A 23,535-nucleotide genomic window follows, 5' to 3' on the forward strand; every position below is an offset into this window, starting at 1 on the left:
AAGGGGGGGATGACGGTGAGGCGCGCGCTCAGTGGCCGTAGAGCGCCAGCAGCTCGCGCTCGTACCGGGCCCAGACAGCGTTCCTGCGGACCTTGAACTGCGACGTCAGGAGGCCGTTCTCACGGGTGAGCGGTTCCGGCGCGAGGAGGAACTTGCGGATCCGCTCGTCCTCCGGGAGCCGCGCGTTCACGCTGGCGACGACCGCTTCGACGTCTCCGGGCGTGGTGCCTTCGGCCGCGGAGATGAGCGCCACGAGGTGGCTCTGGCCGCTGCCGAAGACGACCGCCTTGTCGACGCACGCGGCTTCCTGGAGCCGGTTCTCCAGCGGGATGGGGCTGACCTTGCGGCCGCTGGACAGCACGACGATGTCCTTCACGCGGCCCGTCACGTACAGGTAGCCGTCCGCGTCCAGGTGGCCCAGGTCCCCTGTCGCCACGTACCCGTCCGGGCGGAACGTCAGGGCGCTCACGTCCTCCGGGACGTTGGCGTAGCGGACGTTCACCTCGTGGGCGCTCTTCACGAGGATCTGCCCCTCGTCGTCGAAGCGCACGCTCTTGCTGGGGACGACCTTCCCCACGCTCCCGAGCCGATCATTCCCCGGGTGGTTCTTGGAGATGATGCAGGTCTCGTTCATCCCGTAGCCCTGGAAGAGCGGCATGCCCATGGCGGCGTAGGCCTGCAGCACGGCCAGGCTGATGGGAGCGGAGCCCGTCCACAGGTAGCGGATGTTGCCGCCCAGCAGCTCGCGGAAGCGCTCCCGCTGCTCCGGGACGGCCGGGTCGTGCCCCTTGATGAGGCTGGTGAAGAACTCCGGCACGCCCATGACGACCGTGGGGCGTTCCCGGCGCAGCGCCATCACCGCCAGCCGGTACGGCACCACCACGGCGTCATGGTCGAACAGGAGCGACGAGTAGATCCAGAACCGCTGCTGGTTCAGATACAGCGGCAGGAAGAGCAGGAACCTGTCACCCGGGCCGTGGTGGAACATGCCCTGCACGTTGGTGAGCGTGTCGTCCACGCTCTTGCGCTTCAGCTCGATGGCCTTGGTTTCACCCGTCGAGCCTGAAGTGAACTTCATCCCGATGATGTCGTCGGGACCGAAGGTGTACGGGAGGAGCGGCTCGGTGAGGTCCGCGTCCGCGGGCGGCTCTCCCAGGACCTGCCAGGGGGTGGCCGCGTCCGCAATCTCATACGTCCGCTTGAGCCCCAGCTCCGCCTGGAGTTCCCTCCAGCGGTGATGGATGGGATCAAACCCCACGGAGACCAGGCCACAAGCCATACAGGCCAGGTCGAGGAGGATCCACGTGTAGCAGTTGCCGCCGACGATTCCGATGCGGTCGCCGGGCTGTAAACCCTCACGCCGCAGCAGGGTGACAGCCTTCCGGAGGTCGGATTGGAGGTCCGCTGCCCGGCGAACCACGGGGCGCCCGCCCTCGTAGAAATGGAAGGCACCCTTCCACTCCGGAATCCGCCCGATGACATGGTTCACATGGGGCGTAAGCCGGACGGCAATGTCACATGCAGGTTCCAGTTTTCCCCCTCTTCCAGCGCTCCCAGCGCTTTCCGGGGGTGTTAACTAGTCGATCGCTTCACGGTGAGTCAAGGGCTCACCTACGGCGCGGCTTGTCATGAATGGGTGACGCAGGCGCTGTGTTACGTGGCGAGTGACGCCGCGCGCCGCTGCAAAGCCAACCAACCGAGTGCGACGGCCAGCGCGCCCAGGGGCACGAGCGAGCCCCAGTTGAGGAACTCCCAGCCGCGCGCGGAGAGCAGCGCGCCGGACGCGAACGAGGTGACGGCCATGGTGCTGTAGATGCAGAAGTCCATGGAGGACTGGACGGTGGTCTTCTCCTCGGGCCGGTAGGACTCGGTGAAGAGCGTGGTGCCTCCGATGAAGAGGAAGTTCCAGCCGACGCCCAGGAGCACCAGGGCCCCCAGGAACTGCATCAAGGCGACACCGGACAGCGCGATGGCGATGCAGGCCAGGTTCGCCACCAGGCCCACCCACATGATCTTCAGCACGCCGAAGCGTTTGATCAGCTGGCCGGTGAAGAAGCTGGGCGTGAACATGGCCAGCACGTGCCACTCGATGACCAGGGCGGCGTGGTCGAACGAGTGGTGCATCTGCGTCATGGCGATGGGCGTGGCGGACATGAGCAGGTTCATCACGCCGTAGCCCAGCGCGGACGCGGCCACGCCCACGACGAACACCGGCTGGCGGGCGATCTCCCGCATGGTGCGGCCCGGGCGGGCGGGATCATGCCGGGGCAGCGCCGGGAAGGAGATGAAGCTCATGATGGCCAGCGCCAGCAGGGCGAAGCCCACGAGCATCGCGTAGGCGCCGGTGAACGGCGTGCCCAGCATGTCCTTGGTGTAGCGGGCCAGGTTGGGGCCGGTCACCGCGCCCAGGATGCCGCCCGCCAGGACCCAGGAGATGGACCGCTCTTTATAGGCGGGGCCGACGAGCTCCATGGCCACGAAGCGGTACAGCGCGGCGTTGGCGTTGTAGTAGCCGGCCAGCATCGTGGACAGCATGAGCAGCCAGAAGCGGCCCGTCGCCGCGGCGTAGGCGCACAGGCCGGAGGCGACCATGCCCACCAGGAGCCCCAGCTGGAACGAGCGCTTGCGCCCCCAGGCGCGCTGGCTGCGCGCGACGAGCGTGGTGGCCAGCGCGCTGCCCACCACGTACCCCGTCACCGGAAGCGTCGCCATCCAGGGGACGGGCGCCAACGCCAGGCCCACCAACCCGTTCACGAACGAGAAGGTGATGTTGTTCAGCATGAAGAAGCACTGGCACAGCGTCAGCAGCCAAAAATTGCGGTTCAAGAAGTCCCCCTCACTGGGCGTGAAGTGTTTCTCGAACCGAGGTCCGGGCGCAAAGCCTTTCAGCGGCGCCCGGGGCGAGCCTTGGGGTGACTACCCGTTGCGTTTCGCGAAGTCGTCCATGAAGGACACCAGCGTCTTCACGTGCTCCACGGTCACCGCGTTGTACAGGGACACGCGGATGCCGCCCGTGATGCGGTGGCCCTTCATGCCCACCATGCCGGCCTTGGCCCCTTCCGCCACGAAGGCCTCTTCCAGCTTTTCGTCCCGCAGGCGGAAGACAACGTTCATGTACGAGCGCGACGCCTTCTCCACCGGGGCCCGGTAGAAGCCCGCGTTGCGGTCGATGGCGGCGTAGAGCAGCTCGCCCTTCTCGCGGTTCCACGCTTCAATCTGCTTCACCCCTCCCACGTCCTTGATCCACGCGAGCACGTTGCGGCAGAGGTAGATGCTGAAGGTGGGCGGCGTGTTGTAGAGCGAGTTGTTCTCCGCGTAGGTCGCGTAGCGGAAGACCTTCGGGATGTCCTTGCGGCCCTTCGCCAGGAAGTCCTTGTGCACCAGCACCAGGACGATGCCCGACGGGCCGATGTTCTTCTGGGCGCCCGCGTAGATGAGCGCGAAGCGGCTCACGTCGATGGGCTTCCACAGGATGTCGGAGCTCATGTCCGCGACCAGCGGCACCTGGCCCACGTCCGGGAACGTGTGCCACTGCGTCCCGAAGAGCGTGTTGTTGCTCGTCATGTGGACGTAGGCGGCCTTGGGGTCCAGCTGGAGCTCGGCCTGGGTGGGGATCCGCGTGAAGCGCTTGTCCGCGTTCACCGTGTTCGCGGCGATGCGCGGCGTGCCGTAGTAGCGCGCCTCCTCCACGGCCTTCTCGCTCCAGCCGCCCGTCACCAGGTAGTCCGCGGACGTGTCCTTCGTGAGGAAGTTCATGGGCACCTGCGCGAACTGCTGCGAGGCGCCGCCCTGGATGAAGAGGATCTCGTGCGTGTCCGGGACGGACAGCAGCTCCTTGAGGAGCGAGATGGCCTCGTTGTGGACGGCCTCATACGCCTTGCCCCGGTGGCTGTGCTCGATGATCGACATCCCCGTCCCCTGGAAGTCGAGCAGCTCGTCCCGGGCCCGCTCCAGCGGCGCCGTGGGAAGGCCGGCGGGGCCGGGATTGAAGTTGATGACGCGCATGGCGGAAGTCCTCTGGAAGTGAACCGCGCCGGCATCTAAGCCCGTGGAACAGCGGGGGTCATCAGCAACGTGCGCGCGGCCTCCAAGGTCAGGCGGATGGTAGGTTCCAAACCGTGTCCTCCGACCCCACACCGCTGGCCTCCGCCTTCCTCGCGGCCTCCGCCTGTGCGCCGGCTGCGCTTCCGGAGCCCGTGCGGCTGGAGGCCCTGCTCGCCTCGGCGGTGGAGCGGGCCCGCGCCCATTGGTCCGGCATGACGCTGGACGCCCCGGGCTTCTGCGCCTTCATCGCGGAGCGGCTGACGTCCCCCTCCACGCTCCTGGAGGTGCTGGGCGGGGCCTCCCCTGCCCTCCTGGAGCTGTACCTGGCCTTCGGGTGCCTGCGGCGCGACCGCACCGCGCTCCAGCTCTTCGACGACCAGTACCTCCGCGACGTGGGCGCGTTCGTGTCCGGAGTGGACCGCTCACCCGCGTTCGTCGCGGAGGTGCGGCAGCTGCTGCGCGAGAAGCTGTTCACGGCGACCGTGGGCTCCGAGCCGAAGATTGGGGAGTTCACCGGCGCAGGCGCGCTGGGCGGCTGGGTGCGGGTGGCGGCGCTGCGCATCGCGCTCAACCTGAAGCGCTCCGAGACGCGTGCCGACGCCGCCGCGCGGGAGTCCGTCGAGGCCGCGTTCGGTGAGCAGCTGGGACCGGAGCTAGAGCACCTGCGCTCGCGCTACCGCGAGGCCTTCACGGAGGCCGTGCGCTCCTCGCTGGGGGAGCTTTCCGACCGCGACCGCACCCTCATGCGCCTGTACCACCTGGAGGCGCTGTCACTGGAGGCCATCGCGGCGCTCTACCGCGTGCACCTGTCCACCGTCTCGCGGTGGCTCAGCCGCGCGCGGGAGCAGGTGGCGCAAGACACGACACGGCGGCTGTGCGAACGCCTGGGGGTGAGCGCCGCGTCGGTGGACAGCATCGCCGCGCTGGTGGTGAGCCAGCTGGACTTGAGCCTCACCCGGCTGCTCCGGGAGGGGCCGCCTCGCTGAACAGGCGGCCCTGGACGAACGCCTGCACCGCCTGGATCTGCTGCTGCGTGAAGATGAACCGCGCGTCGCGCTTGTCCGTCTCCTTGGCGCCGCCCGCGATGGCGCGCGGCAGGAAGGGGTACTCGCTGAGCAGCGCCTTCACCGCGACGATGACCTGGCGCTCCAGCACGTGGCCCAGACCGTCCAGCCGGCCACGGGACCGGGTGGGCTTGCCCGCGTTGACGTCCGCCTTCAGCGTGGCGGCCATCCGCGTCAGCTCCTTGGACTTCCCCGTGTCGCGCTGGCCCTCGGCCAAGCGGGTCAGCACGTCCTGGAGGGTGCGCGCAGTGAACATCTGGACGTCGCGGTGCAGGAGGCTCCATCCCACCTGGAACAGCTTCACCAGCTCCTGGCGCTCCAGCAGTTCCGCGGCGTCATCCACGGTGGGGTCCCCCGGGCGGTTGCCGGCGGCGTCGCGCAAGAGCCGCTCCATGCCCAGGTTGCAGACCGCCACCGCCGCGTCCGCGGCCTCCAGCGGACGGAACGTGCGCCCCGCGTAGCTGCATCCGGAGATGAGGACGTTGGCCAGGTAGCTCAGCTCGCGCAGCCGGTCCATGTACGCCTTGGGCTGGCGGTCGCGGACCGCGAGGACGGCCAGCTTGAACAGCGGTTCGGTGTGCGCCGCCCGCGGCGCTCCGGCGGCGAGCAGTGGGTGCTGGGCCGGCTCCTCCAGCACCTCCGCCTCGCGCAGCTCCTGGAGGAACTTCTCCACCTTCTGGGACGGCAGGGCCTGCGTGGGCCCCTTCTCCGCCGCCTCCTTGGCGGCGCGCTCCAGCGACTTGAAGTAGGACCGGGTGACGGGGTCCGTGGCGCGGTTGGCGATGAGCTCCTCCGTGGGCGTGACGCGCGCCAGGTCGAGGAAGCTGGCCGCCGCCGAGGGCGCCACGTAGCCCTCCGCCTCGCGCCGGTCCTCGCGGTCCGCCGCCACGTCCGACTCCAGCATCTCCTCGCTGTCGAGGACGTTGAACAGGCCGCCGTTGTCGTCGATGTACTCCGTGGAGATGTAGCAGCAGCGTTCCAGCACCCGCATCAGGAAGTCATGGTGGTTCTTGTCCAGCTCCACCAGGACCGCGATGAGCGCATCCCAGCCCTGAGGGTCCCTGGCGATGATCTGGTATTCGGCGAACTCCTCATACAGACAGCTCTCCAGCGCCTTGTCCGTCAGGTCATCCTCGTCCGAGCGGCTGTTGCCAGACATCCGCTCCGCCAGCGCGTCGAGGTTGATGACCAGCGCCTGCTTGCAGACGGCCAGGGTGACCAGGTCCTCGTCCAGCTCCGCCAGCTTCTGCGCGGCGAACTCCACCCCGGCCTCCATCATCACCTGGAGCCAGAGGCTGAAGCGCTCCGCGTCGAAGGCCGGGTCCTTGCCGGGCTTCGCGCTGCGCCAGAGGTCGTCGTCGAAGATCTTCTTGAGCTGTTCGGTCGTCGCCAGGGCGACGATCTCCCCGGAGTCCTCCAGGCCGATGTGGTCGATGAGCCTGGACAGCACGGGGGCTTCCAACCCCTGCACGATGCTGACCAACTCCGGCTCCTCCAGGATGCGTGTCAAGAGTTGCCGTGGACGGCTGTTCGACGAGGTCGACAGGGCTTTCGTCATGACGTCCCCCCAATCCATGTGCCTGCACGTTGCCGCAGGCCGGACTTTCGCTGCAAAGGATTTTCCGGCCGGTGTCAGGGCGTCGAAAGGCCCCTTCCGGGCCGACCGAGGAAAGCCTCATGCGCATCCGTCCCTGGCTGTCTGTCGTCACCCTCGCCGCCGCCGTCTCCGCCTGCGAGCCCCACCCGGAGGACCCCGGCTCCGTCCGCACCGAGGTGCAGTGGCCCGGCGAGGACTTCTATCCGGAGGGCATCGCGGCCTCGAAGGACGGGACGCTCTACGCGGGCAGCCTGGGCACGGGTGCCATCGCGCGCGTGAAGCCGGGCGCGCTGGGCGCGGAGGTCTTCGTCCCGGGCCGCCCCTCCTTCGGCGTCTACGGGCTCGAGGTGGATGAGGCTCACGACACGCTCTGGGCCTGCACCTACGACGATCTGCTCCTGCCCGCGCAGCCCTCGTACCTGAACGCATATGCGCTCTCCACGGGGGCCCTGAAGGCCAGCCATGTGATGCCCGGCCAGGAGAGCTTCTGCAACGACGTCACCGTGGATGCCTCGGGCAACGTGTACGTGACGGACTCGTTCGAGAACGTCGTCGTCCGGCTGCCGGTGGGTGGGACGGCGCTCGCCACGTGGTCCTCGGACGCCGCGTACGAGCCCTCCGAGCCGGGCTTCATCACCCTCAATGGCATCGCCTACGACGGTGCGAGCCGGCTCTACGTCGTGAACAGCGACTCGGGCGCGCTGTACGCCATCGACATCCAGCCGGACGGGAGCGCGGCGGCGCCGGTGAACATCCCGGTGACGCCGGCCCTGGAGACGCCGGATGGGATTGAATGGATGGGTTCGGGCCGGCTGTTCGTCGTGGAGAACACGGTGGGACGGGCGTCCCTGGTGACGCTGGGTGAAGGCTCCGGCGCGAAGGAGGTGCTCGCCAACGGCTTCGTGGAGCCGACCGCCGCCGCGATCACCGACGGCGGTGCGTGGGTGCTGGAATCCCAGATGGGGTTCCTCTTCGGCACGCCGGGGACCCCGACCCTGCCCTTCCGCGCGTACCGGGTGGCGGTGCCCCCACTTCTGCCCTGAGCGCGAACGCTCGTAGAATCACGTCCCATCATGTCGGGATGTCCCTCCGAGGAAACGATCCTGGCCTTCGTGGAGGACCGCCTGCTGCCCGAGCAGCGCGGCCTCGCGGAGGCCCACCTGTCCCGCTGCGAGTCCTGCGGGTCGCTGCTCGCGGCCGTCGCGGCGACGTGGCACGCGGAGGGCCGGCTCGCGGAAGCGGCGCCTCCGCCTCGCGCGTTCGCGCCTGGGGAGCAGGTGGGGCCTTACGTCATCGTCGACCATGCGGGCAGTGGCGCGATGGGGGACGTGTACCGGGCCCGGGATGGGCGGCTGGGCCGGGACGTGGCGCTGAAGGTGCTCCCGGCCCGGTTCGCGCGGGATCCGGAGCGCCTGGCGCGGTTCCGGCAGGAGGCACGCGCGGCGGGAGCGCTGTCCCATCCGCACCTGCTCACCCTGTTCGACGTGGGGACGCATGAGGACGTGCCGTACCTCGTCACCGAGTGGCTGGAGGGGGTCACCCTGCGGGCGCGGCTGATGCGGGGGCCGCTGCCGCCGGAGCAGGCGCTGCGGTTGGGCATCCAGCTGGCGCAGGGGCTCGCGGCCGCGCACGCGCGGGGCGTCATCCACCGCGACCTCAAGCCCGCGAACATCTTCCTGTGTGCGAACGGCAGCGCGCGGATCCTCGACTTCGGTCTGGCCCGGCTTACCGAGCGCATCGAGGACGCCGCGCTCACCCAGAGCGGCGCGGTGGTGGGCACCGCCGGGTACATGGCTCCGGAGCAGATCCGCGGTCAGGGCGTGGATGCCCGCGCGGATGTGTTCTCGCTGGGCGCGGTGCTCCATGAGGCCGTGAGCGGACGTGCGCCCTTTGACGGTGACAGCCCGGTGGAGCGGATGAGCGCCGCGCTCCGTGATGCGCCTTCCGTGCTGCCGGGAGAGCTGGGGACGGTGATTGCGCGCTGTCTGGCGAAGGCTCCGGAGGACCGGTTCCAGTCCGCGCAGGACCTGGCGTTCGCGCTGGAGTCCATCGCGTCGCGGGCCTCGCCTCTTGCCGTGCGGCGCATCGCGTTCCCACGCCCTGCCCTGTGGGTGGCCGTGGCGGCCGTGCTGCTGTCCGTGGCCGGTGGGCTCCTGGCGTTCGGACGCATGCACGCGGCTCCGGTGGCGCAAGCGGTGCCGACGTACCGGCCCGTCACGTTCCGGCAGGGGCATGTGCTCAATGCGCGCTTCTCCGCGGATGGCCACACGTTGATTTACGGCGCGGCGTGGGAGGGAGGACGCGCGGAGCTCTACAGCGCTCGCACCGAACGCCCACTGTCCCAGCCGCTGGGACAACACGCGGATGTGCTCGCGACGTCGTCACGGGGCGAGCTGGCGGTGTTGCTGGAGCCCCGGTTCTTCGACGCGGACCATGGCAGCGGGACGTTGGGCTTGATGCCTCTGGCGGGCGGTGCGCCCCGGGCCGTGCTGGATGGCGTGCTGGAGGCGGACTGGGGGCGCGGGGACAGGCCCCTGACGGTGGTGCGCCGCGTGGGCGGGAACTTCCGGCTGGAGCAGCCCCCCGGCACGGTGCGCTTCGAATCCCAGGGGTGGATCAGCCACGCGCGCGTGTCCCCGGACGGCGCACGGATCGCCTTCCTGTTCCACGAGCATCCGAAGGACGACCGTGGCGGTGTCTGGGTCCTGGAGAAGGACGGTCCGCCCCGGGAGCTCTCCTCGGGCTGGGCGAGCATCCGGGGGCTGGCCTGGGCTCCGGACGGAAGCGAGGTGTGGTTCACCGCCTCCCGCACGGGCGCGGACTCGGAGTTGTTCGCGGTCGACCTGCGCGGCACGACGCGCCTCGTGGACCGGATCGCGGGACGCATGGTGCTGCATGACATCTCCAAGGACGGTGCCGTCCTGGTGGACCACCCAGTCATCCGCACGGGGCTCGCGTTCGGGGGCGCGGGGACGGAGCGGGACCTGGCGTGGTCGGACTCGTCGTTCATGACGGACCTGTCCCGCGACGGCCGGACGGTTGTCTTCGCCGAGGGTGGAGAGGTGGAGGGCCCCACCTATGGGGCCTACCTGCGGACCACCGATGGCGCTCCGCCCATCCGGCTGGGAGACGGCATCCCGATGGCGCTGTCTCCGGACGGCAGGCAGGTGCTGACGGTGCGCTACGGCGAGCCGATGCAGTTCCTGCTGCTGCCCACCGGCGCGGGAGAGCCGAAGCCTCTGTCGCTCGCGCCCGTCGCCACGGTGCTCACCGCGCGCTGGTTCCCGGATGGGAAGCGGTTGCTCCTGCGAGCCAACGAGGAGGGCCGCCGCGCCCGCTTGTGGATCTTCGAACCCGGCGCGGGTGCGCCCCGGCCCATCACGGAAGAGGGCTTTGGCTTCGACACGGCCATCTCTCCGGATGGAGCGCGGCTGGCGGCGGTGGATGAGGCGGGAGTCTTGCGTCTGTTCTCACCCGAGGGAGAGGCGTTGGGAGCGGTCCCGGGTTCGTTCACGGGGCAGTGGGTGGTGGGCTGGGACGCGAGCGGAACGGCGCTCTACGTGCGCAGCGTCTCGCTGCCCGTGCAGGTGTCCCGGGTCGACGTGAAGACCGGCACGCGAACGCCGCACCTGACCGTTCCAGCGGGAGGCATCAAGCCGGGCCTCATCTCCGTGATGACGCTGGCGATCTCCGCGGACGGAAAGTTCTACGCATACAGCTACAACGAGGCGCTTTCCCGGCTGTTTCTGGTGGAGGGATTGGCCAGGCCGCACTGGCAGTGACAGGCTGTCATTGCGGTCCAAACCCAACCGGAGGTCGTGATGAAGCTCAAGATGGCGCTGGCGGCGATGGCGGCATGTCTGGGATTCGCGGCGGGATTCAGCAACACCCAGGAGGCAGAGGCGGCGGGCCCCTGTCCGTACTGCATCGACAAGCGCGCCGCCTGCATGCGGTCCGCGACGACGGAGGCGCAGATCGCCGCTTGTGACGACCAGTTCTACGCGTGCCGCGATGTCTGGTGCGAGCGGCACTGAGGCCTTCGCGAAACGCTTCAAGGAGCCGCGCCGCTCCGGACCGTGCCGAGCCGGGCCGCGCGGTTCCCGTCACTTCACTGCGTCAGCTCAGGGGTTCTTCAGGTTCTCGTTCACGAAGTCCCAGTTCACGGAGCAGTGGGTGCTGGGCTTGGACGCGAGCGGACCGGCGCTCTACGTGCGCAGCGTTTCGCTCCCCGTGCAGGTGGCGTGAAGACCGGCGCGCGAACACCACACCTGACCGTTCCGGCGGGGGCATCAAGCCGGGCCTCATCTCCGTGATGACGCTGGCGATCTCCGCGGACAGGCGCTCCTACGCGTACAGCTACAACGAGGCGCTCTCACGGCTGTTCTTCGTGGAGGGGCTGGGCAATGCCTCCACCTCGGAGGGCTCCGGAATGCATCGTTGACGAACGAGCAACTGAAGGCGGCGAGAAAGGTACAATGAGGGGAGTGGATACTAGGAGGGAGCTGCCCATGCTGAAGCCCGTTTCACTGCGCGCCTGGGGAGCCAGGGTTGGCCCCCTTCAAGGACGACAGCGCGCCACCAAGGTCTGGCAACACTTCTACAACCGCACGGAGCATTGGGAATCGCTGGCGAGAGTCGACGTCCAACAGCTTCGGAGCGAAGCCGAAGCATGTGGATGCCCTCCCGTTCCGCCAGACCCTCGGGGCCGGATCCCGACAGACGCACCGGAGTGCCTTGCGCTGCTCGTGCGCCACCATGAGCGGCATTACGGCCCCACCTATCTGCACGAGCTTGGAGACGAAGGGACCCAGGTTGGCAGGCAGAAGACAGACCCTTCCCACCTACTGTGCTGCACACCTCGCGGCGTGCTGATCTCCGTGGGACTGAAGCCTCCTGTGTCCGTCTTGACCGCCTTCCGTCCAGACCCGACGCTCCCGGACTCGTCCAACACCGACGAGGACTTCCACCGCGAGGCCCGGCAACGATGGATCAGGAGTGTCGACATGGCCGCTCCAAGCGCGTGGAAGACGGAAGTCCTTCGTGAACTCGAAGCAGTTTGCCTGAGACCTCCAGGTACCCCGGACGATGCATGGCGTTTGGTATGGGCCATTGGACATGCGCGGGCGCTTCTTTCCTCGGAGCCTGACGTCCGCGAACCGCTCCAGAACGCGGAGGCACTTCTGGCGGCCCACCGTCAGAGGGTCGAGCAAGAGCTGGCTGGGAGGATTCGAGTCGAACCGTTGCTCGCCGGGCTGGAAGCGGCACTGCAAGACGACCTCCCGGAGGAGACTCAGGATCGATTGTTGGCCCTTGAGGACGTGCTGACCGCGTGCGAGGTCCTCGGCTTCCAATCGGAGATTGACCGTGTCCTCTCCGAAGTTTCGCGGCTGTTTGCCCAGCCGTCGCCCAACCTCGCCGGCTTCGACCCAGTCGCCCGGCAACGGCGCGAGTCCTCAGGACCGGCCGCGCGCCGATTCTGGGACACGGTGTCGTCAGCGGCCTCGAAGGTGCCCGCGAACTCCCTTCCTGCGGGCCTGGAGCGCTGGTTCAAGCAACTGGACGCGGTGCGGGCTCGTGCGGAACAGGGCGTCTCTGCATTGATGGAGGCCTTCGATATCCGCACCGCGGAGGTCCACCCTCAGGTTGTCCTGGGGCAGGACCCGACGAGGTTCGACGTGAACGTCGAGGGACAGTGCCCGCCCGATTGGGCCCTCCGGCTGTTCATCGTGGATGCGGCGCACCCTGAGGGAGAACCCCTGCGGGAGGGCGAGGACTATCGCCGCCAGGCAGAGCACTGGCGCTTCGACGGTTGGCAACTTCACGGGCGTGAAGACCACGCGCTTCTCGTCGCCGTCGCAGCTCCGGCCTTGCCGAACGCGCCGCATCTCGTTGGACTCATGTGGGCCATTGAGTCACGGTCGGACGTCCTCGTGACGGAAACCCTGCTCAGCCCACCCAGCGCGCGAACGCCCTGAGCGACCAGGATTGGGTGGCCTGCCGGTCCGCCGCGAGCACCCGCCCTCCCAGGGCGGGACCTTGCTCGGGTGAGCTCAGTCCCAGAAGCGCCTCCGACAGGTCCCCCTGCTTCGCCAGGGCTTCGAGCACGCCAAGGCCCACCTTCCAGGCGGGTTCCAGCAATACGGGCCAGAGTGGCGCGATGACGTTCCGGGCTCCGCCTGCCAGCAGCGCGCCTGCCAGGCCTGATGCCCGGTGCCGCCAAGGCCCCACGCGTCCCGTCTCACAGGAGAGGAGGACGAACGTGGCCCCCGCCACGAGGTGGGGATCCTCCGCCAGCCGCTGCAGGGTCAGGGGCGCCACGGCACCAGTGCGTTCCACCAGCAACAACCGGGCGTCCTCGGGGCCATCCACCTCTCCGTGACACAGCATCATCGCTACATCCACTTCCGCCAACTCACGCAGGAGGTCTTCCGCGGAGGCTGGTCCCTCCACCAGCTCCGGGCAGGGAATGGACAGGGCACGTCCCCACGTTGCGCCCCGGCTCATCCGTACGCGAAGTGGGCCCAGCCCCTGGGCCTGGACGGCCAGGGAAGCCCCCAGTTCCACGGACCCCGGCAGCGCCCGAGGCGAACCTGGGCCCGGGTCCGCCACCGCCAGGAGCGTGCGCCGGGGTCGGGGCGGCGCGGAACGTGTCGTCAGGTCAAGACGCACCGCACAGGTGATGGGGATGCCTGGCCAGAGATCCATGGGCGCAAGCCCCCTCAGTACGTCGGAAGGAACCCAGAGGAGCTGCGAGGGCTTCTGGAGCATCAACCGGCTCAGCGGGTGAATGATGGACCGTCTGGCCCACTCCAGCAGCTCGACATACTCCGGACCAGCGCCTTGCGCGGAGAGCGTTCGTGCCACGGCGTCCGTGTCGTGGGGGGGCACGGCAGGCCCCAGGTTCGCGATGAAGACTCTCGGCTGCTCGTCATCCAGCAGCACGGTGGCCAGCAGCGTTCTTGAGCTGCGCACCAAGGCGACCGCGGCCGAGCCCGGATGCGAGCGCAGCCACTCCCGCGTTCCCTGGAGCCCTGGCGCTCCTCGCAAGAAATCAGGGACGTGTGAGCGCACGGCATCCAGTGCCCGCCGGATGGTGCGTTCGTCTCCAGAACGGCTCGCGGTGAGCCATTCCACCCAGACAGCCGGTGGCAACTTCTCCGGGCGGGAGGTGCGTGCCGCGAGCCGCCGCTGGGCAGCCCCCGTGGCTTTCACCACCCACCCCAGGACAGACTCGGCCTGCTCGTCGGAGAGCACGAAGCCCTGCTCAGCTGTCCGTTCTCCTCCCGACCGCGCCGCGTACCGTTGCGCCAATGCGGCCGCGAGCTCGGCCGCGAGCCGGGCCTCTTCGGCGCCGGTGTTCTCCTTGAACAGCAGATAGGGCCGTGATTCGTCCAGTGCGCTCCAGCCATCCGCGGCGGCCCGCTCGAAGGCGGCTAGGGACGGCGCCACCAATGCGAGTTCCATCAGTAACACCGCGGACTGGAACAGCCGCTCGTGGCTGCCCTGCTTCCTCGCGGCGTCGAATGCACCCCGCAGACGGTTTCGCCCCTGTTCCCAGACCCGACGCATGAAAGCCGGTTCACCGAGGCCTGTTTCCAGCGCACTCACGAGCAACCGGTATGCCCCCCTCCCGATGTTCTCGCACGTCTCCCAATGATGAATGGCATCGCGGTCCAACGTCCGGAACACCAGGGCCCGCTCTGACAAGTCGAGGCCTTCCATCCACTCAATGGGTCGTGTTCCCCAGTGCAACAGGACGTCGGCCAGATTGTGCGCGGTGTAGGCCCGCACATCCTCGGGGGTGTCCGCCCCCAGCGAGTCGTAACGCTGCCGCCAGGATGCGATGGCTTCTTCATGACGGCCGTCGCGAAGCGCCAGGTCCGCCAGACAGATGGTCCGGTAGTTGTCCGCAGTGTGGCGATCCCAAGGCAATGTCAGCCGTGCGCGATCCAGCTTCTCAAATTCGGACCGCGCCTCCAGAAGCAGCACCCGCCCCTTCGACGATGAATCCCGCGTCCCCAATCGAGTCAGCGATACGGCTAGGTCCAGCCGGGCCTGGGCCCGTTGCTCCGGACCTCCGGCGTACTGGACCTTGGCTCTTGCGGCGGCGACCCCCTCCCGCAGGGCTTCGTCGGTGTCTCCAGCACCTCGTGCGGTCCTGAGCTCGGAGAGGTTCACCCGGAGATTCGAGACGACATCTCGCATTCCGACAGCTTCGTACGCGGCGATTGCTTGCTCGTAGAGTTGCTCGGCCTCACGAAGGTGGGCGGAGATGTCTCCATCCGTTCGGTAGCGCGTCGCGCGCGCAAGCACCTGCAGGGCGTGGCGGGCGAGTCCACCGCCCGGTCTGCTGGCGGACAACACCGCGCGGGCCAGTTCGGCGGCGCGCTGGAAATCCCGCACGGGATGACTGGCGTGGTTCACAGGGGCCCAGACATGGCAAAGCTCGAGCTGAAGCTGGAGCCGGACCGCCTCCTCGGGAAGGTGTCGAAGGAGGCGGCCTGCGTCAAGCGCGGCGCCGACCACCTCATCCACTTGAGCCAGGCCTAATGCCGCCAGATGTGACAGCAAGCGGGCACGCCCCACCGCGCTTCCCGGTCGTTCCTTTTCATCGCGGACACCGTTGAGCCGATCCGCCTCGGCGCGAATCGCCCGAGGCGATCGGTCTTCGGCTTGGTGCTGTTGCTCCATGCGTTGACGCATCTCGATCGGGTTCGTCCCCATCCTCCGGGCCATTTCCTCCATCAGCTTCCAGTCCATGGGCTGCAGGATCCGAACCGCAGCGGAGTAAGCACGCCCTGCGGGATGAAACATCAGGGCTTTCACGAGATTGATTTCGTCATCTGGAAGAAGCCCTGAGACGCCATGCTTTGCGCGCTCGGTGTCTTCCAAGAACTCCGGGTGCTGTCGCCCCAGCAGGGTCAGTCGCTCCTTGTACGAGGCATCTTGCGGGCGGAGGCCTACGATCCGGGCCAGGACGCCCACCTGCTCGTGAGCGATCATCTTCAGATACTCGCCTTCTGCGTGACGCTCGGCTTCATCCAGCCGTTCCAGGGCCCTGAGGTGTCGGAGGAGGTCGTCCCCGTCTGACCGTCGCTGCTCGGCCCTCGCCGCCGACAGCAAGGTTTCGACCCGCAGATAACCCGAATCACGTACCGCGAGTGCCCGCTCCAGAAGTTCCAGCGCCCGGGGCACATCTTCGTTCTTCCCGCGCTCCAGCAGCGCATCCGCGGTGACCTTCCACCGCCGGGCGGATTGCTGTGGATCAGAGATGCCCAGGGCCTCTGCTTCCGCGTAGAGCGACAGGGCCCGGTCGACTTCCGGGGCCGGGCCTTTGCGGAGGGCATTTCCCAGCAGGACCAGCACCTGACTGAGGTGCCACGGATCCAGTTGGGAGCGCCGTGCCTCGACCAGTGCCTCCTCGAGAACTGAGCGCGCTTCGCGGAAGCGGCCCTTGCTCATGTACTCAATGCCTTTGTTCAGCTGCGCGTCAACCCGCGCATCAGCGCTTCGGGCGACGGATTGAAGCGCCGCCACCGCCTGGGCGTAGGCTTCGGGATCTCCTCCTTTGTGGAGCGCGACCCTGAGTTGAAGCAGCCCGGCAGAGGGGGTATCCGCCGCGAGGCGATCCACCTTCTCGCGAAGGGCGGCCAGTGGCGCCTCGCGTGGCAACAGACTCACGAGATCCGCCAGTTTCTCCAGGTGTTTGCTTTCTCCATCCAACACGAGGATCCGGTCCAGGACGACGCCCGCCCTGTCTGGCCTGACTTGAATCACCTTGATGGCATGCTCCAGGTCTTCAGGTCCCAGCACCCGCTCCCACCGTGACACGTCACCTTGCGCGAGCGTCACGATCCACGCGGGCTCCAAGTCGAATTGCCCATGATAAGCAGCGGGAACGGTCGTGGGTCGTGGCGGCGGTGTCTCCGGCGTTGCCAGGCAGGCACGAATCCACTGAAGCCTCGACTCCAGCCCCTTCGCCTCGTCACCCAAAGGACTTGTCCCCAGCAACCGTTCAGCGAGCGCGACGCCGTCCGGATGGGTCAACGGTCCTGGCGCAAGAATCCGCCATGCAGCATGACGGCGATTGTCAGCGACCTCCGCTTCTGGCAGCCCTCGCGAGTCCAGGAACCATTCCGCCAACGTCCACGCCGCAGGAGAAGACACCCCCGCGTGGAGGGTGAGTTGGTCCATGCGGATTCCGCAGCGCGTCCGCGTGTTGAAGAGGTCCTCCGCCGATCCCTTCTTCAGGACAGCCGCAGCCTGTTCAGTGTGGCGCCAGGCGCGCTCCAGCAGCCCCGAGTCCCCCCGCGCGCTCCTTCTCAGTGCACGGGCAAGATTCGCACGGACGGAGGGCGAACTCCCATCCGGGCTTTCGAGCAGCGTCTCGAGTTCCTGACAGACACGCAACCGTTCCTCATGGGCATCCGCGGTCAGGAACGCGATGAGTAGCGCCGCCGCGTCCCGACGCACCGTTGGGGCCTCCTGACTGGCCAGTACGGCGCGAAGAAGGTCCCGTGCGGCCTCTCGCTGCCCCTCCGCTTCCAGCAGGACGGCACGAACGCCCGGATCGGGTAGGAGGCGAGGACCCGCCGCCAGCAACTGACGGCGAACGTCCGAAGGCAGCGCCGGAATGTGGAAGGCAATGGACCGTTCGAGCTGTGCGTTGGAATGGCCATCCGTCGGGTGCTGGCCGGCGAGATACTGGCGAATGAATGTGATGAATTCTTCGGAGGGCCCTCCTGGCGTGAAGGCAGGATCGAGGCGCATCAATGTCAGCAGAGTCCGGGAGGGCCCTGCCGGCAATCGTGCTTCGGCTGCGCGCAAACGCTCTCGCGCGGCGTCCCATCTTCCCTCGTCGCGGTCGAGCTTGACGAGCGTCCGGGTGGAATCACGGACGGACAACGCGTCCTCCAGCGCGAGGGCATCCTCGAAGACGAGCTCCAACTGATGCCGGGCGTCTCCCCATCGTCCCACGTCGGAGAGGGCTTGCGCTGTTTGAAGACGCAGCACATTCCGATTGATGCCTGGCTTCCTTGGCGCCAGGAGCCGCAATGCGAACTCCAGGTGCGTGAGGGCCTGGGCTGCCTTGCCGTGAAGCCGCAACGCATTCCCAAGGATGGCGTGGACCTGCACCACCTGGAGGTCGCTTGTTCCCGCTGGCATCCGCCGCAGGGACTCCTCCGCCTGATGCACCACGGTGGCCCCTTCCTCGGAAGCGCCTGTGGAGAGAAGCAACTGCGCCAGTGTCGCCCAGCGGTAGGCCTGGGTGGGAATGTCCGCCGTCAGCTCCGCGGCCTGGCGCATGTGGTGGACGGCCCTTTCACGGGCTCCACTCCCGCCGGCAATGCTGCGTCGGTTCTCCAGGTCTCCCAAGGCTTCGTGCAGGTCCGCGATCCCGGCTTCAATCCCAGGCTCGGAACGGACACGCTCCAGGAGCGAATGGAGTCGCGTCAGTCCTCGCGCCAGCGCGTCCAGCGAAGGCGGAGTCCGGCCTGGAAGTGGCCGCCATTCCGCCTGAGCCCGGAGGCATTCTGCTTGGATCTCGCCAAGTGTCAGCCCACAGGCCCGGGCCGCTTCCGAAGCGGCTTCCAGATCCTGGAGCGCGGACTCCAGCAGTGCGGGTTCTCCGTCAGAGAGCGACAGACGGGTGTTCCCACGCTGGAAGTGCAGCTCCGCGGCATGCTGGGGTGAGGGCCCGGCGGCGAGCAGCCGGTCGATAAGACTCAACCGCAGCGCGAACAATTCCGGGCGCCCGAGCTCGTGGAACGCGCGCACCGCGAGGTCACCCAGGACGAAAAGCCAGGGGCCTTCAAGGGATTGACCATCTGCGGATTGAAGCAGGTGAAGGCACAGCACCAGCCGTGGCAAAGGCTCCAGGTCGTGGAGTCCGGTGGTCAGGCTGATGGGAAGCTCCGTCAGCGCCACTCCCGGCGCGCTCTTGAGCGCGGCTTCAAGGGAGTCCGCCGTGACGGCGTGGGGTCCTCCTGCCTTCTGGGCAAGAGTCACTGCAAGTGAAAGCAGGGCCTGAGCATCCAGCGGCGCTCGCGTCATGGCCTGACACGATAGCGCTTTGCCCGCGGGAGAACCGCGCCGCTCCGGACCGTGCCGAGCCGGGCCGCGCGGTTCCCGTCACTTCACTGCGTCAGCTCAGGGGTTCTTCAGGTTCTCGTTCACGAAGTCCCAGTTCACGAGGCTGCCGAGGAAGGTCTCGATGAACTTGGCGCGCAGGTTGCGGTAGTCGATGTAGTAGGCGTGCTCCCAGACGTCGATGGTGAGCAGGGCCTTCTTGCCGTGCTTCATCGGCAGGTCCGCGTTGGGCGTCTTCATGACGGACAGCTTGCCGTTGTCCAGCACCAGCCAGGCCCAGCCGGAGCCGAACTGCGTCATGGCGGCGTCGGAGAACTGCCGCTTGAACTCGTCGTAGGAGCCGAAGTCGCGGTCGATGGCGGCCGCGATGTCACCCGTCGGCTTGCCACCGCCGGCCGGCTTCATGCAGTTCCAGAAGAAGGTGTGGTTCCACACCTGGGCCGCGTTGTTGAACACGGCGCCGTCGCTGCTGAGGATGACTTCCACCAGCGACTTGGCGGCCTCGGGCTTGCCCGCGGTCAGCTCGTTGAGCTTGTTGACGTAGGCCGCGTGGTGCTTGTCGTGGTGGAACTCCAGCGTCTCCGCGCTCATGTGCGGAGCCAGCGCGTCCTTCTTGTAGGGAAGCTCGGGCAGGGTGAAGGGCATCGGGTGCGTCCTTTCTAGGTACAGTGAGGTTCGTCTACTCGTTCGCTACTTCGGGGCGGGCCCTGGTTCCGGATGCGCCGTCAGCGCGCGATACGCCCGGTTCCAGTAGAGCAACGGTTCGCCGTCCACTCCCCGCTGGATGCGCTCCACCCGGCCCACCAGCAACAGGTGATCGCCGTAACGGTGCACATCCAACAGAGTGCACGCCAGACCCACCAGGCTGTCCTGCACGAAGGCGCCTTCGTCGAACACCCGGCCCTCGGCCTCCCCCTTCGCGCAGCGGACCGACACGTCGCGTTGGGTGGTGGACAGCACGCTCACACTGAAGCGGCGGGCGGCCTCCACCCGCTGGAGCGTGCGGGAGGTCTGCTGCAGCGCCAGGACGATCAGCGGAGGTGAGAGGGAGAGCGAACTGAAGGAGCTGACCGTCGTCGCCGCGATCCCGTCCGAGTCCCGGACGGAGACCACCGCCACCCCGCTCGCCCACCGGGACATCGCCTCCCGGAAGTCCAGGGCCGACACCCCTTCAGTACCGCTCTGAGTCATGTGCCGGTCTCTACCACCGGCCCGCCACCCGGTCAGCACTTCCTCCAATCCATTGGCGGAATACCAACGCAGTGGCACCTGCCCTCCAGGCCCGTCCGTGGCCTGGGCCTTGCGCCCTTCCGTATGCTGGCCGGCTGGAGGCGCCCATGGATCCGTTGTGGGGGGAGACGCTGAGGCGTCTGGATGCGCTGCTCGTCCAGGTGTGTGACCTGGAGGAGGCCCGCGCGGCGAAGCTCCGGGGAGAGCAGGAGGGGGGCTGGGATGCGGTGCGCAGCACCGTGCGCCCCTCCACTTCGGAGCTGGCCTTCAGCACGGTGCTTCCTGAGACGCCGCTGCTGGGCGCTTCGCCTCCCCTTCCCTTCGCCCGGCTGCGGGCCTCGCTGGGCCTGGACTGCGTGGAGGAGGAGGCGCTGCTGGTCCTGCTCGCGACGTGGCTGGAGCCGCGCTATGGGCGCCTGTTCGCCGTGCTCCAGGATGAGGCCGCGCAGGGCTGGAACGTGGAGCGGTTGCTCTTCACCGTCCTGGGCCGCACGCCGGCCCGCTCGCGGCGCTTGCTGGCGTCGCTGACCGACAGCGGGCTGCTCGTGGGCGGCGGCCTGGTGCAGACGGGCGCCGGCGCCTTTCCTCCCATGCTCCGGCCCGTGGACCTGGCTCCGGAGGTCCGCGAAGCGCTTCTGGAGCTGCCCCGTCCCTCCGTGCTGGGGGACATTGCCCTGGAATGGCATGGGACGGAGGCGCTGCCCTCTTCCGAGCGCGCATTCGCTGTCGTGCATGGCGAGGGAGAACGGCTTCGCGTGGCGCTGGAGCTTGCCTCCGAGGCCCGTGTGCCGCTGCTCGTCGCCCGGTGGGCGGGGGCTCCGGAGCCGGTGTCCATGGCGCGGGCGCTGTGGCGACTGGCGTCCGTGCGCGGCGCGATGCTGGCCGTGGACCTGTCCGGCGGTGAGCCGGGGCTCGCGCTCTCCGTCACGGAGACGCTGTCCGGGTTGTGCCAGCGGTTCGGTGGCCGGGCGTTGGTGCTCGCGGACTCCGCGCAGCCTGTCGCCGTGCCGCACCACCTGGCCCCCGCGCCGGGCTTCGTCCAGCGGCGGGCCCTCTGGATGGAGGAGGCTCGCTCCCGGGGGCTGTCCTTGTCGGAGGCGGACGCGGGGCGGCTGGCGTCGGGGTTCCGGGGCGGCGTCCAGGAGATCCGCCGCGCGTTCGACTCGGCTCCGGACGGTGACGTGGAGTCGCTTCGTGCCGCGGCGTCGCGGTTCGTCCAGGTGCCGCTGCGCCATGGCTACCGGCTGGAGACGTCACGCACGTTCGCGGACCTCGTGGTGCGGGACACCACCCGCGCGGCCCTGGAACGCCTGCTGTTCTACGTGGCGCAGCGCGACCGCGTCGCCGAGGAGCGGGGCCTGTCGCGCCGCTTCCGGCTGCACACTGGGCCAGTGGCCCTGTTCTCCGGACGCTCCGGCACCGGCAAGACATTGGCCGCGGAGGTCATCGCCCATGCGGTGGGCCGGCCGCTGTACGTCGTCGACCTGTCGCGGCTCGTCAGCAAGTACGTGGGCGAGACGGAGAAGAACATCGACGAGGTGCTGTCCCACGGCGAGCGCGCGGGCGCCGTGCTGTTCTTCGACGAGGCGGACTCGCTGTTCTCCGCGCGCACGGAGGTCAGCAACGCGAATGACCGCTTCGCCAACCTGGAGGTCGGCTTCCTCCTCCAGCGCATCGAGCGGCACGACGGGTTGATCATCCTCGCCACCAACCTGCAGACCGCCATCGACGAAGCGTTCCTGCGCCGCTTCCACGCGCGCATCGAGTTCCCCTTCCCCGAGGTCGATGAGCGCCGCCGCATCTGGGAGCTGATGCTTCCGGAGGGCGTGCCTCGCACGGGGACGCTCGACCTGGTGGGCCTGGCGCAGCGCCACCGGCTGGCGGGCGGCGACATCCGCAACGCCGCGCTCAAGGCCATCTTCCTCGCCGAACAAGCCGGTGCTCCCCTGTCCCAGGAGCACCTGGAGCGCGCCGTCGCCTTGGAGCTGTATGAGCTGGGCCGGCTCTCCCGGCGCCCGGAGGCGGATGCCCCCTCCGACTCGGGCACGCGCCTGCGCCGCGTGGCGGAGGTGTTCCAGGAGGCACTGGACTCGCAGCTCCGGCAACACTTCCTCAAGGAGGTCCACATCCTCCACGGCTCCCCTACCCGGGAGGCACTGGCGGGGAAGCGGCCCGCCGTGTCGCTCGCGCTCTACCGGCTCGCCGTCACGCAGCATGGTGCCCTGCGGTTGGGGATCATCGTCTCCGCGTGGTCACACCGCGCGGAGGAGGAACACGAGCTGCTGGGTGTCCTGCATGGGATTCTTTCGCGTGGACTTCCGCACGAGCTGGATGGCCGCAAGCTCACACCTCGCGTCCAGGAGAGTTACGACTTCGACCTGCTCCATCGCTTCTGGAGCAGTCATGGACATCCCATCCGCGCCTCCCTGGTCCTGGATGTGGAGATGACCTAGCGTCCCCTTCACTGATGGTGCGGGGGGGACCGTGCGCATCCGTGACCAGGGCTCGAAGGCCTCCGCCAAGGCCATGCTCCGGAAGAGCTCCGGACGCACTCCCTCGTCCTCTTCGGCCCTTCCCCGTGCGCCCGGCGTCGTGCCCCGGGGCCCGTCCTCGTCGAATCCGGCTCGCGAGCTGGCGTCCCGGCTCGCGTCGCTGAGGGGTGCGCCTCCTGCCCTCCATGGGTCCGTGCTTCGCGATGCGGCGCGCGACCTGGAGCGCCGTTGGAGTGACCCGGCGTGGCGGACGGTGGGCGGTCCCCGCTCGTACCTCTTCGAGCCGTGCCCCGTGCACCCGCCCGAGGTCTCGCTGCTCTCCGCGCCCGGCTCCGTCGCGGCGGAGCTGGGCATCCACGGGCTGTCACCGCAGGTGAACACCGGGCTCGCGCAGGCGGCGGGTGCGTCCCAGCCCGCGACGCTCGCGCAGCAGGAGGAGGATGCCCGGCAGCGTGAAGCGGCGCGCATGGCCGTCCTGCCGCCGGGCTCCGCGGATCAGCTCGGAGACACCGCCGCGCGCCTCGCCGAGGCCCGTGCTTCCGACCTCTCTCCGCCCACGGAGGAGCACACGTCCGAAGCGGCGGGACTCGGGGGCAGCACGTCCCCCTCGCCCGATGGGACAACCCTCGATGCGCCCGTCGCGGGCGGTGAAGCGGCCACGCCGGATCAGACTCCTGAGCCCGCCGCCGTTCCTGCTGGAGCGGCTCCCGGTGGCATGGACGACGCCGCGCGCATCGACACGGTGAGGTCCACGCTGTCGGGCCAGAGTGACGTGCGCATCGCCATCCGTCCCGCGGGAGCCGGCGTCACGGCCGCGAAGCCTCCTCCCATCCAGACGGAGGCCACGGCCGACACGGGCCTTCCCGGGGAACGGCCCGCGCCTTCCGTCCCCGCGCTCCCGGGCGTGAAGGACTGGCAGACGCAGCTGGCCGCGGCCCATGCGCAGGGCGTCCAGGGCATCCAACACGGGCTTGAGACCGCGCCGGATCCGACCGGCGCCATCACGCCCGTGGAGCCC

The 23,535-nt window shown here is 68.6% G+C and carries 15 protein-coding genes; 8 read left to right on the top strand and 7 right to left on the bottom strand.

Annotation, left to right across the window (positions count from 1 at the left end; all coding sequences use genetic code 11):
• Positions 1–28: 28 nt before the first annotated feature.
• From D7X55_RS02640 to serC, 3 genes are all read right to left on the bottom strand, one after another.
• Positions 29–1,420, bottom strand: coding sequence for an AMP-binding protein (locus D7X55_RS02640; RefSeq protein WP_158626305.1), 1,392 nt, complete (start codon positions 1,418–1,420; stop codon positions 29–31).
• A gap of 233 nt (positions 1,421–1,653) precedes the next feature.
• On the bottom strand, positions 1,654–2,826 hold the full coding sequence (locus D7X55_RS02645) for an MFS transporter (RefSeq protein WP_121722128.1): 1,173 nt from the start codon (positions 2,824–2,826) through the stop codon (positions 1,654–1,656).
• Positions 2,827–2,916: 90 nt separating this feature from the next.
• The gene (gene serC, locus D7X55_RS02650) at positions 2,917–4,005 is read right to left on the bottom strand and encodes a 3-phosphoserine/phosphohydroxythreonine transaminase (protein WP_120547713.1); all 1,089 of its coding nucleotides are present in this window, start codon (positions 4,003–4,005) and stop codon (positions 2,917–2,919) included.
• Positions 4,006–4,118: 113 nt separating this feature from the next.
• Between serC and D7X55_RS02655 the strand changes: the two genes are divergently transcribed.
• Positions 4,119–5,030 (top strand): sigma-70 family RNA polymerase sigma factor, encoded by a 912-nt coding sequence (locus D7X55_RS02655; protein ID WP_121722129.1) that lies wholly within the window; start codon positions 4,119–4,121, stop codon positions 5,028–5,030.
• Here the strand turns inward: D7X55_RS02655 and D7X55_RS02660 are convergent.
• Positions 4,996–6,666 (bottom strand): DUF6178 family protein, encoded by a 1,671-nt coding sequence (locus tag D7X55_RS02660; protein ID WP_147470009.1) that lies wholly within the window; start codon positions 6,664–6,666, stop codon positions 4,996–4,998. The genes D7X55_RS02655 and D7X55_RS02660 overlap by 35 nt on opposite strands.
• A 119-nt stretch (positions 6,667–6,785) precedes the next feature.
• On the opposite strand from D7X55_RS02660, the gene D7X55_RS02665 reads away from it, so the two are divergent.
• From D7X55_RS02665 to D7X55_RS02680, 5 genes are all read left to right on the top strand, one after another.
• On the top strand, positions 6,786–7,748 hold the full coding sequence (locus tag D7X55_RS02665; protein WP_120547716.1) for an SMP-30/gluconolactonase/LRE family protein: 963 nt from the start codon (positions 6,786–6,788) through the stop codon (positions 7,746–7,748).
• Positions 7,749–7,778: 30 nt separating this feature from the next.
• Complete coding sequence (locus D7X55_RS02670) at positions 7,779–10,487, top strand: serine/threonine-protein kinase (RefSeq protein WP_121722131.1); 2,709 nt, start codon at positions 7,779–7,781, stop codon at positions 10,485–10,487.
• Between the two features lie 39 nt (positions 10,488–10,526).
• Positions 10,527–10,739, top strand: a complete 213-nt coding sequence (locus D7X55_RS02675) for a hypothetical protein (RefSeq protein WP_121722132.1) — start codon at positions 10,527–10,529, stop codon at positions 10,737–10,739.
• A 275-nt stretch (positions 10,740–11,014) separates the two neighbouring features.
• Positions 11,015–11,146: a hypothetical protein gene (locus D7X55_RS45285; protein ID WP_255424943.1), complete on the top strand. Its 132-nt coding sequence runs from the start codon at positions 11,015–11,017 to the stop codon at positions 11,144–11,146.
• A 799-nt stretch (positions 11,147–11,945) separates the two neighbouring features.
• Complete coding sequence (locus tag D7X55_RS02680) at positions 11,946–12,680, top strand: hypothetical protein (RefSeq protein ID WP_147470010.1); 735 nt, start codon at positions 11,946–11,948, stop codon at positions 12,678–12,680.
• Here the strand turns inward: D7X55_RS02680 and D7X55_RS02685 are convergent.
• From D7X55_RS02685 to D7X55_RS02695, 3 genes are all read right to left on the bottom strand, one after another.
• Entirely contained in the window at positions 12,652–18,759 is a 6,108-nt protein-coding gene (locus tag D7X55_RS02685) for a CHAT domain-containing protein (protein WP_121722134.1), read from the bottom strand. The genes D7X55_RS02680 and D7X55_RS02685 overlap by 29 nt on opposite strands.
• Before the next feature lie 96 nt (positions 18,760–18,855).
• Complete coding sequence (locus D7X55_RS02690) at positions 18,856–19,440, bottom strand: superoxide dismutase (protein ID WP_120547718.1); 585 nt, start codon at positions 19,438–19,440, stop codon at positions 18,856–18,858.
• Between the two features lie 45 nt (positions 19,441–19,485).
• Positions 19,486–19,986: a flavin reductase family protein gene (locus D7X55_RS02695; protein WP_120547719.1), complete on the bottom strand. Its 501-nt coding sequence runs from the start codon at positions 19,984–19,986 to the stop codon at positions 19,486–19,488.
• Between the two features lie 146 nt (positions 19,987–20,132).
• Here D7X55_RS02695 and D7X55_RS02700 point away from each other — a divergent pair, with 146 nt between their 5' ends.
• The gene (locus D7X55_RS02700; RefSeq protein ID WP_121722135.1) at positions 20,133–22,478 is read left to right on the top strand and encodes an AAA family ATPase; all 2,346 of its coding nucleotides are present in this window, start codon (positions 20,133–20,135) and stop codon (positions 22,476–22,478) included.
• Positions 22,479–22,509: 31 nt separating this feature from the next.
• Positions 22,510–23,535: hypothetical protein (locus tag D7X55_RS02705; protein WP_158626306.1), on the top strand; the 1,026-nt coding region annotated here is incomplete at its 3' end.

The sequence above is a fragment of the Corallococcus sp. AB049A genome (genome assembly GCF_003668885.1).
GTDB classification, from domain to species: Bacteria; Myxococcota; Myxococcia; order Myxococcales; family Myxococcaceae; genus Corallococcus; species Corallococcus interemptor.

Coding starts and splice junctions, on each gene's coding strand:
- D7X55_RS02700 (WP_121722135.1), top strand. CDS start 20,133: ATGGATCCGTTGTGGGGGGAGACGCTGAGGCGTCTGGATGCGCTGCTC.
- D7X55_RS02685 (WP_121722134.1), bottom strand. CDS start 18,759: ATGACGCGAGCGCCGCTGGATGCTCAGGCCCTGCTTTCACTTGCAGTG.
- D7X55_RS02675 (WP_121722132.1), top strand. CDS start 10,527: ATGAAGCTCAAGATGGCGCTGGCGGCGATGGCGGCATGTCTGGGATTC.
- serC (WP_120547713.1), bottom strand. CDS start 4,005: ATGCGCGTCATCAACTTCAATCCCGGCCCCGCCGGCCTTCCCACGGCG.
- D7X55_RS02665 (WP_120547716.1), top strand. CDS start 6,786: ATGCGCATCCGTCCCTGGCTGTCTGTCGTCACCCTCGCCGCCGCCGTC.
- D7X55_RS02690 (WP_120547718.1), bottom strand. CDS start 19,440: ATGCCCTTCACCCTGCCCGAGCTTCCCTACAAGAAGGACGCGCTGGCT.
- D7X55_RS02670 (WP_121722131.1), top strand. CDS start 7,779: ATGTCGGGATGTCCCTCCGAGGAAACGATCCTGGCCTTCGTGGAGGAC.
- D7X55_RS02695 (WP_120547719.1), bottom strand. CDS start 19,986: ATGACTCAGAGCGGTACTGAAGGGGTGTCGGCCCTGGACTTCCGGGAG.
- D7X55_RS02660 (WP_147470009.1), bottom strand. CDS start 6,666: ATGACGAAAGCCCTGTCGACCTCGTCGAACAGCCGTCCACGGCAACTC.